Source organism: Galbibacter marinus, from assembly GCF_000300875.1.
GTDB classification, from domain to species: Bacteria; Bacteroidota; Bacteroidia; order Flavobacteriales; family Flavobacteriaceae; genus Galbibacter; species Galbibacter marinus.
In genome coordinates, this window is sequence record NZ_AMSG01000047.1 from 1 (window position 1) to 6,783 (window position 6,783).

Annotated in this window: 3 protein-coding genes; 2 read left to right on the top strand and 1 reads right to left on the bottom strand. The window is 36.8% G+C overall.

Going from position 1 to position 6,783, the window contains the following annotated elements:
• Positions 1–250 precede the first annotated feature (250 nt).
• Positions 251–2,041, top strand: a complete 1,791-nt coding sequence (locus I215_RS15320; RefSeq protein ID WP_008992902.1) for a hypothetical protein — start codon at positions 251–253, stop codon at positions 2,039–2,041.
• A 120-nt stretch (positions 2,042–2,161) separates the two neighbouring features.
• Here I215_RS15320 and I215_RS15325 read toward each other — a convergent pair whose 3' ends face one another.
• Positions 2,162–4,039: a LuxR C-terminal-related transcriptional regulator gene (locus tag I215_RS15325; RefSeq protein WP_008992903.1), complete on the bottom strand. Its 1,878-nt coding sequence runs from the start codon at positions 4,037–4,039 to the stop codon at positions 2,162–2,164.
• A gap of 215 nt (positions 4,040–4,254) precedes the next feature.
• On the opposite strand from I215_RS15325, the gene I215_RS15330 reads away from it, so the two are divergent.
• A partial coding sequence (locus I215_RS15330; RefSeq protein WP_316928349.1) for a choice-of-anchor Q domain-containing protein occupies positions 4,255–6,783 on the top strand: 2,529 nt, incomplete at its 3' end.

A 6,783-nucleotide genomic window follows, 5' to 3' on the forward strand; every position in this document is an offset into this window, starting at 1 on the left:
GTGTTTTTTAGCATTAGGATTTTTTTTTGCCCTGAAGTGAAGGTTATATTGTCTTTGTGGATAGATCCCAAATATCCATTAATTTTAAAGCCCCAATGCATCTCCAAAGGGTGTTTAATGTAACTTTTTCTCTTTCTGCGCAACTATTGCAATCCTCAGGTTTTTAAATTTGGTTTTAATGATAATTATCATTTTTTAAACTTCTTACAATATGAATCTTTGTGTTAACATTATAATGTAATTTATTTGTATGACACATAATTTTCATATCCCAGTAATGGGGCTTGCGTACACCATTGATACACCCTTACGAGTTGCCTCTAAAGGAATTGATTCTGTGGTGTCCATCGTAGATGATGATCTAGCCGAAAAAATGCGCGCTTTTTTTTGTAAAAAGCATCAACTCCCATATACTTCTATTTCTTCAAAATCTATAGACCATAGAGCCAAAAGAATTACTGCTTATCTCAATGTTTTGGATCGCCTGGTAAAACAAAAGTATCACAACTTTCTTGATGAGATCTCAGCCAATAGAAAGGAATTGGATCAGTTTATCGGAATGTTACCTGCTAAATCTGTTATCTTAGAAAAGATAAAGGAACTTTCTTCGGAGAATTTTTTACATCAATCCAGTAGGATTATTAAAGAGTATCTTTCTCCTGGGGCTATTGATGTTAATATAATGACCAAGGTAGATAAAACAAACTTTAGAAATAAAGTAGCCTTAGATACTATCTATAATGATGCACATGCTTCCCTTAGAGGATTTGCTCAAAGCAACTTAAACTCCACTTTGATCCTCTCTGCGGGAATGAATCCATCACTGTATAGTTACATAGCAACCTTTAGTGACTTTCTACCGGATGAAAATGGCCAATTAAAGAAGAAGGTAGGTTTAAAGGTTAGCGACTTTAGGTCGGCTATGATTCAGGGTAGTTTCCTAGCTAAAAAGGGTGTGTGGGTATCAGAATATCGCATTGAGTCAGGACTTAATTGCGGTGGACATGCTTTTGCTACTGATGGTTTATTATTAGGTCCTATAATGGAGGAATTTAAATCAAGACGTAAGGAATTATTAGACAATACTCATGCTATACTAATTAAAGCATTGGAAGATAAAGGTTGTTTTGTTCCCGACCATCCATTAAAAACTAAGATAACAGTCCAAGGTGGTGTAGGTACTGCTGAGGAACACAGTTTCCTTCTTGATCACTATAACTCGGACGCTGTTGGCTGGGGTAGTCCATTTTTATTAGTTCCAGAAGCAACTGCTACAGATAAACAAACACGTGAGCTACTTGCAAGAGCAAAAGAGGATGATCTTTATCGAAGTGATCTATCACCACTAGGAGTACCTTTTAATACTCTTAGAGGAAGTAGCAATGATTCATTTAAGCAAATGCGGATTGATAAAGGACGACCAGGAAGTTCTTGTCCTAAAAAATTTCTTGCCTTAAGTAATGAATTTGGGGAAGAAGGAATCTGTACTGCTTCTCGAAAATATCAGGAAATTAAACTCAAAGAATTAGAAGAGTCCAAATCACAGTACAGCGCCCAAGCGCTACAAAGCAAACGCGATGACATCACTGTGAAGTCTTGTTTGTGTGTAGGTCTTGCTAATCCAGCTTATATGGAAAAGGAAATGGAAATCAAGGGAGAAAAACAAGGTGTAGTCATATGTCCAGGGCCTAATTTGGCTTATTTCGATAAAGAAATTTCCCTCTCAAAAATGGTACGGCATATATACGGATATACCAACGTATTAAGAAACGCAAACCGTCCTCACATGTTTATTAAAGAATTGCAATTGTATGTTGATTTCTTGATGGATGATATTAGAAACAATCTAGAGGGAATTAACAGGGCAAAACTAAAACGATGGAATTCATTTAAAAGTAATCTCATGGAAGGAATTAGCTATTACGAGAACCTATTTAGTAATGAAACCACATTTTTTAACGATCAAAAAGAAATTATTCTTGAGATCCTAGGTGCTTATAAGGGAAATATAAGGGATATTATTATTCCTGATTTAAATTAGCAAAACTATTCCCTTTAAAATTATTAAGCTAACTAAGCAGCATTCTAACCTTGCTACTGGCCAGAGTTATTGGAGATGAATTGATCCGGTCTCTGGCCTTTTTACTTAAAGTAATGTGGTTTAATCATCTTTGGTTCCTAGGCTGAGTATAAACTCATCTAGGCTCTGATCTTTGGTTAAATGTAATTTCTGCTTTATTCGGTACCTAGCCATACGAATACTCTTAGGATCCACATTTAATTTGGCTGCAATCTCCTTATTGGTAAGACCCATTAGGATGTAAAAACAATATTTCTGATCGAGTCGGGTGAGTTTTTGCTCGGCTTGTTTTTTCAGTCCTTCGACAAATTCAGGGCGTATTTCAGTTAGCTCCGTCTTAATTTCATCATAGCCTTTATCCACCTCGATATTTTTAGAAATCAATCTTTTGATTTGCTGATACATAGGATCCGTACTTTTTAATGAATTGAGTTTCTCTGTTAAACTGCTTAGAAGCTGGTTCTTTTCCTCTACATGTAAGGTACCAGCTAAAAGTTCTTTTTCTAATCGATCTAAGCGTTCTTGTAGCAGCACCTGTTCAACCTCTAATCGTGCGGTTTCTTCCTCCTTAAGATTTGCTTGTAATTCAGCTTCGTTCTTAAGTCCTGTTAACAGTAACTGCTTTTGTTTAGCGGTTTTCAGTCTAAAATGATAGGCCCTAAATACAAAGAATATAGCAATCAGTACAATACTAATTAAAATAAGGTACAGATTGTTCATTTTCTTATTCAAAGCTGCCTCTTGTTTGGCTGTAGCAAGGGCCAATTCTTTTTTCTCAGATTGGTAGACCACTTCTAGCTTTTGTGTAATGGAATGTTTTTCTTGATCAAAAAGCTCTCGGTCATAGCTCATGTACTGCTTGTAATACTCCAATGCTTTAGCAGGATCTCCTCTTTTTTCGGCTACTCGTGATAAGGCGTTGCTTATTCTTGATTTGGTTCTGTTTGTTCCCCATGGACTGGCGATAATTTCTGTCATAGCTTTTTGGAGATGTTCTTCTGCTCTTTGGTAGTCGTTTTGTTTTAGGGCATATTCACTGAGGATTCCATAACTATTGGCTAGAATTTGTGGTTGATCAAATTTCCTTGCACCTTCAAGGGCTAAATTGATGTAATGCGATGCACTATCTTTGAATGCGATTGGATAGAATTCAAAATATAGATTGGCCATATTTAAAGCAGCAATACCTTGGATGCTTTTAGACCTGATACGATTTTGATTCGCCTTTGTAAGATCTAAAATGGACGTGTAATAATACTTAGCGGAATCTAACTGTTGTTTAGTTTCCTTGTTTCTGGATTGATAAAGGTAATAGGAACCCATGCTTAAGTAAGCATTTGCAATGGCATCTGGGTCTTTACTTTTATGAGCGGTTTCTAGGCATAATTGGGTATACTGCAGTTGTTGCTTTGGAGAGTTCCAGTAGCCTTGAATGGATGCTAAGTGATGGTATAAATTACTTTGAAATAACCAGGTCTGTTCTTTTTTTTGTTCAAATAAACGCAGGGCCTCTAGCATATATTGATAAGCCTTACCCCTGTTGTCCACAAGATTCTCAAGCCAACCTTGCTGTAAGAGTACCCTACCTTTTAATATGATATCATCTGTTTTGGTGGCATTAACAAGGGCACTATCCATGATATTGTAGGCCTGTTTTAAGCTGTCTTGTTGGGAATATAGATAACTAATGGTTGCTTGAACAAAACCAGTATATCCAGGATCATCTTCCAGGTAACTTAATTTAAGTGCTTTCTGAGCCAATTCCATAGCACGATCTCTTTGGTTGTTTCTAGCTGTTATTTTGGCTAGATCCGCAAAAGCTTCAATCCGTTTAGAATTAGGACTTTTTTCTTGTTTAATGATCGTATTCAGAGAATCAATGATTAGTGATTGTGCCTGAATATTTGAAAATGGTAGTAGGGTTAGGAGGGTGATTACGATTGTCAGGGTTTTCCTCATATGGTAAATATAATCATTTAATGCCTTTTTGAGAAAACTTGAATTTTCTGTAGACGCATTGTAGACGTTTTTATGATTTATTGTAGACGCTGAGTATGTGGCTTTCAATAGGCTTTAAGGTAATTGAATTCTAATTTTACCCCTGAATTTAAAAGAGCACTTTTCAACACTGCTTTTTACTCCTAACTCAAGTCTACTACCTGATCCTAATTCGTATGCAGCTAAAACTGATTTTAAGCACACTGTCTATTGTGTGTTGTGTTCTCGGAGCCATGGCTCAAAATAGTATCTACGTGGCCCCAAATTCAAGTGGAAATGGTACTAGTTGGCAAAATCCCAGTAATATTCAAGATGCCATTTCGAACGCTTCAACTAATGATACAATTAAGCTAAAGGAAGGCGTTTATATGATATCTACCACCTTAAATATAGAAGACCAATTAAATATTTTGGGTGGATATTCCGGGATTGGAAATGCAAGGGATCCCCATACCTATAATAGTATCCTGGACGGAGGAAATCAGGTGAGTATGGTACACATGACTATTCAATCTAATGAGTCCACAATAGATGGTGTTTATTTTGAGAAAGGATTTGGTACTATTTATGCAGGCGGATTAACAATTTATGGATCCAGGGTGAAGGTTTTAAACTGTGTGTTTAGAAATAACGTTTCTGAAAGCACCATAGGTTCTGCGGCGGTAAATATTCGAGCAGATGAAGTACTGATTGAAAACTCTTTATTCGAGAATAATCAAGTAATCCGTAAAGATCGTCCTGAGGGAAATATGGGAGGAGCGGCAATTCATATTAGGCACCATGACAATACACGTATTGTAGATTGTGAATTCATAAACAATACATCTTATTATTCTGGTGGTGCAATTAGTTCATGGGGACCAAATACCAGTATCGAAAATTGTTTATTTGCTGGCAATCACACCCAGGAAGATGGGGGTGCTATTTATATAAATTTTGATGATCTAAGTGTGACTAACTGTGTTTTTACAAATAATACAGCTAGTGAAAATGGCGGAGCCTTATTCAATAACAATGGGCAATTAAAGGTGTCAAAGAGTGTTTTAAAAGATAATTCAGCATCCTCTTATGGTGGCGGGTTATATGGTAAATTTAATGAAATAAGTTTATCGAAAGTCTCTTTTGAAAACAATCAGGCTTCACTTCAAGGAGGCGCTATCTACTGTAGTTCTTCCACCATAGCAATCACAGATGCTATATTTTGGAATAACAAAGCTTCAACTGGTGGAGGCGCAATTTACAATGGGGAGATCATCACCTTGAGTAATATTGATTTTATTGGGAACAATAACTCAGCCTTTTTAATAGGCCCTTTCACTACTAATACGTTGTATAATTCTATATTTTATAACAACACCTCATTGGAGAGTTTGCCAGGTGCTGCTCCAGATATTGCGTTACAAGAATTTGCTAATCCTAATTCGCTCAGTTTAGAGATTGTTCAAAATATTTTACAAGAGTCTCCTATCCATGGAATTTATCATGACAACTTAATAGGTATAGACCCATATTTTATTGACGAGTCTACAGGTGATTTTAATCTTCAACATGCTAGTCCTGCCATAGACGCAGGCAAAGTTTTGTTATATAATAGTGTTTCAGATGTGAATGCTGGAATATCCGAAGATTTAGCAGGAAATAACCGATTAACAGCCAACAATATTGATATAGGAGCCTATGAATACAGTAGCATTTTGAATTGCACGAAGCTTTCTAGTCCTTTAAATAATTCCGCTGATGTTGCCATAGATACAGATATACAATGGGAAGCCATTGCGGAAGCTACTGGCTACAGGATATCAATAGGAACTACTTCTGGTGGAACTGATATTGCGGATAACCTGGATGTTGGAGATGTAACTAGTTACTCGCATCCAAGTGACTTTCCAGAGGATACTACTATTTATGTGAGCATTACTCCATATAATGAGGCTGGCGATGCGACTGCTTGCTCAGAAGAACAATTTACAACTGAAAAGTTATTAGAAGCCCCATCCTGTACGCAGTTTATTAGTCCAATCGATGGTGAGTCTGATGTTGCTTTGAATGCGGTTTTACAATGGGAAATCATAACGGATGCTTCAGGTTATCGAATATCATTAGGAACTACTTCTGGTGGAACTGATATTGCAGATAATCTGGATGTTGGAAATGTAACTAGTTACTCGCATCCAAGTGACTTTCCAGAGGATACTACTATTTATATGAGCATTACTCCATATAATGAGGCTGGCGATGCGACAACATGCTCAGAAGAACAATTTACAACTGAAAAGTTATTAGAAGCCCCACCCTGTACGTGGTTAATAAGTCCAATCGATGGTGAATCTGATGTTGCTCTAAATGCGGTTTTGCAATGGGATACTGTTACAGAAGCCACTGGTTATCGAATCTCTATAGGAACTATTTCTGGAGGAACTGATATTGCGGATAATCTGGATGTTGGAAATGTAACTAGTTATTCGCATCCAATTCACTTTCCAGAGGATACTACTATTTATGTGAGCATTACTCCATATAATGAGGCTGGCGATGCGACAACATGCTCAGAAGAACAATTTACAACTGAAAAGTTATTAGAAGCCCCATCCTGTACGCAGTTTATTAGTCCAATCGATGGTGAGTCTGATGTTGCTTTGAATGCGGTTTTACAATGGGAAATCATAACGTTTTGCAATGGGATGCTGTTACAGAAGCCACTGGTT

Bases quoted from the DNA above. Each gene is read 5' to 3' on its own strand.
- I215_RS15320 (WP_008992902.1), top strand. From the start codon at position 251: ATGACACATAATTTTCATATCCCAGTAATGGGGCTTGCGTACACCATT.
- I215_RS15325 (WP_008992903.1), bottom strand. From the start codon at position 4,039: ATGAGGAAAACCCTGACAATCGTAATCACCCTCCTAACCCTACTACCA.